Origin of the sequence: Accumulibacter sp., assembly GCF_031732815.1 — a bacterium.
In the GTDB taxonomy this organism is placed as follows: domain Bacteria; phylum Pseudomonadota; class Gammaproteobacteria; order Burkholderiales; family Rhodocyclaceae; genus Accumulibacter.
Genome location: NZ_JAVMKF010000276.1, coordinates 1 through 2,724, shown reverse-complemented (window position 1 = coordinate 2,724; position 2,724 = coordinate 1). Strand labels below are relative to the sequence as shown.

The window sequence follows — 2,724 nt, the reverse complement described above, 5'->3', positions numbered from 1 at the left end:
TCGGCGATGGACGGTTCGTCCTCGACCAGCAGGATGCGGGCGGTCATCGGCTATTTTTAGCCCCGGATTGCAATGGATTGAGTGAAACCGCGCTGGGTGCGCTACCCATAAAAAAGCCTGCTGTTAAGCGGGCTTATGGATAACTTTGCACTGCATCGGATGCCGAATTGGTGGTGGACTGTACCCAAAACTGACATTTCGCACATCGCTGACGTAACCATTTGAATATCATGCAGTACAAGTATTCTCTGAATTGATATGGCATGAAAATTAAATTGATTATTCAGTTGGTTGCGTTGATGTGAGGAATGTCGGCCAAAAAGAAAACCGGCATCCACAGCCAGGCCAGACTTGGGCGGAATCCATCGGGATCGCGAGGTGATCCTGTGCATTCACGTCGGCATTTCGCCGACAGGCAGGAAGTCGCCTTGATCGTTATCTCGCAGGCTGATGTACTCCAGGCGCCACTGATCCACGCGGCGCAGATCAGCCAGCGTCAGGCGCGTGTCTGCTACGGCTTCGCAAGCGTCGAGCGCGATCTCCGTGGCAACGTCGGGCTTGCCGTAGGTCTTTTCGAACAGCTCGCGCAGCTGCCCGGCGACCCGCTCAGCCGACAGCCTCGCCTTGCTGCCGCCCTCGGTTGCGTCGTACACAACGGACATTGACAGGGCGTAGGACTCCCCTTCGACCGCTTCTGCGCCTCGCTGCTCACCCAGATCGAAGAACAGCCCGACCAGGTACTTCGCGTCGGGCTCCAGAATCTTGGCGATCAGCTGTTCGACGGTGCGCTTGCCAGAGAGCTTACGCAGCCGCTCCTCGAAAGCATTGGGGAAGGCTGGTCGGCCGTATCGCGCGGCAAGCCATTGCTTCAGCGCACGCTTCGTGTCAACCGGCAGCGCGAGGCTGTTGTCTTTGACTGCGCGCTTGGCGAAGTCACCTTTCGGTACGCTGCGGCGATCACCATGCCGGAGCTCAAGAATCAACGGCGCAGCGTCGGTGCCCTCGTAGGCGAGGTGGAGTCGTCGCGGGTTCTTGGCGTAGGAGAGCTGCGGGTCAGGCTTGGGGTCCTTGACGACCAACTCGGCGACGATGACCTCGACGCAGAGCTCGCTGTCATGCGGCAAGTCGCAGTCATGGGTGATGACGATTACGCGGCGTCCTTGGTCGGTCGCGCCGACCAAACCCAATGCAGCAGCGGCCTCGCAAGTTAGAAGATCACCCTGTCGCCAGTCCGTATCGCGCGCCAGCATCCATCGCCCCCCGACCTATCGCTCGGGGGACCCGGGAATGGACACCTCGGTACGCCAATCGTCCGAGGGCTTCGCTTTCGACTTCGCCAAGCCTGATCGGTCGTAAGCCGCATCCATCGCCTGGGCTTCGGCGATCAGCGACTGGATGTGCGACGGCAAGATCTGACCGGCCACAGCGAGGTCCATCAAGGACCTGCCTTCAAATGCCTTCATCTTCAGCATGGAAGACGCACGCGTGATGCCAGCGTCGCGGAAAGCGTCGGCGGCATGGCTGAGGGCGAGAATTCGGTCGAACTTGTTGGGCTCGGGCGTGGCCTCACCGCCGATCCACTTGTAGATCGCCTGCCTGGAGACGCCGAACACCGTGGCCAGATCCGCGATGGTTGGATTCAACACCTGGCGGATGTTGCCGAGGTGGTCAGATGCAGATCGAAGATCAGGGCGTTGTTCTTGGCTGTCGTCAGCCATCCCGACATCCACGTGGAAGGGAACTCGCGCCTCCAACATCCTGCGCCAGTCCCCGGCACGAGAAATGTCGAAAACGCTGCCGGTACCACCGACCGCAAGGGCCGAGACAAGCAGCGCAAAGGCTGCGGTGGCGGCAGCTCCAATCGGCGCGGCGAACGGCATCGGTCGATAAGTAGGTACGGTCGCGGTGTACATGGCGTCTGGTTTGTCTGGTTCAGGCCCACGCGTCGCGCGCGTGATCCGTCGTCGTTGCTCCGAAGACAGACTTGATGGTCGCATGCAGCGAGAGCACCTGCTCACCCAGCTTGTCCATATTGATCGGCATGCGGCCTTCGACAAAGTGGTCCGTATCGATGACCGCATGCGCCCGAGACTCCTTCACCTCGAACTTCGGATTGATCATCAAGCCGTTGGGCTGCATGTCTGGCGGGAACCCCAAGGGCGCGGTCATCCTATGCACCCGAGTCACGAGCGTCCCCGTCGGCACCAGTGGGCCGGTGTCCGTCCCAAAGACCGATTCCGTCAGCCTGTACCGCTGCGTGGCATTGAACTCAATGCCGTGCAATCCACCGACGAGGTACTGCTCCACGCTCTCACCGGCGCGAGGCAACACGGCATCCAGGTAGCGAAGGCCCAACCGACTGACGTGATCGAGGGTTGCCACCTCGTGCACGGCCGCCAAGCCGCGCAGCAGCTCCGGGATGAACTCGTTGTGCATGTCGTAGTGGGTCGTGTGGTACGTGATGGCCGACGGCGCCAGGATGAACCCGGCCGTACGGTCGCCGCGCGTGATGAGCCAGGAGACCGTATGCGTAATCTGCGGCTCTGCTTGCTGCGCTTGGCCAGGACCCGGCACAACCAGGTGCGTGACCTGTTGCGGTTCGAACAACGGATATCCCTCGCGCCGCAGACGATCCTGGATCTGATCCACGTACTTGGACATCGCGGCGACAGGATTGAAGTGCGCCTGCGCGAGCGCGTAGTACACCGGCGCGTTCGACATCCT

3 protein-coding genes are annotated in these 2,724 nt (G+C 61.0%); all 3 read right to left on the bottom strand.

Annotated elements, in window-relative coordinates; translation table 11 throughout:
• Positions 1-392: 392 nt before the first annotated feature.
• Positions 393-1,250: a hypothetical protein gene (locus RKP46_RS16115; RefSeq protein ID WP_311107557.1), complete on the bottom strand. Its 858-nt coding sequence runs from the start codon at positions 1,248-1,250 to the stop codon at positions 393-395.
• 15 nt (positions 1,251-1,265) lie between these two features.
• Positions 1,266-1,913, bottom strand: a complete 648-nt coding sequence (locus RKP46_RS16110) for a helix-turn-helix transcriptional regulator (RefSeq protein ID WP_311107556.1) — start codon at positions 1,911-1,913, stop codon at positions 1,266-1,268.
• A gap of 19 nt (positions 1,914-1,932) precedes the next feature.
• Positions 1,933-2,724: TIGR04255 family protein (locus RKP46_RS16105; protein ID WP_311107555.1), on the bottom strand; the 792-nt coding region annotated here is incomplete at its 5' end.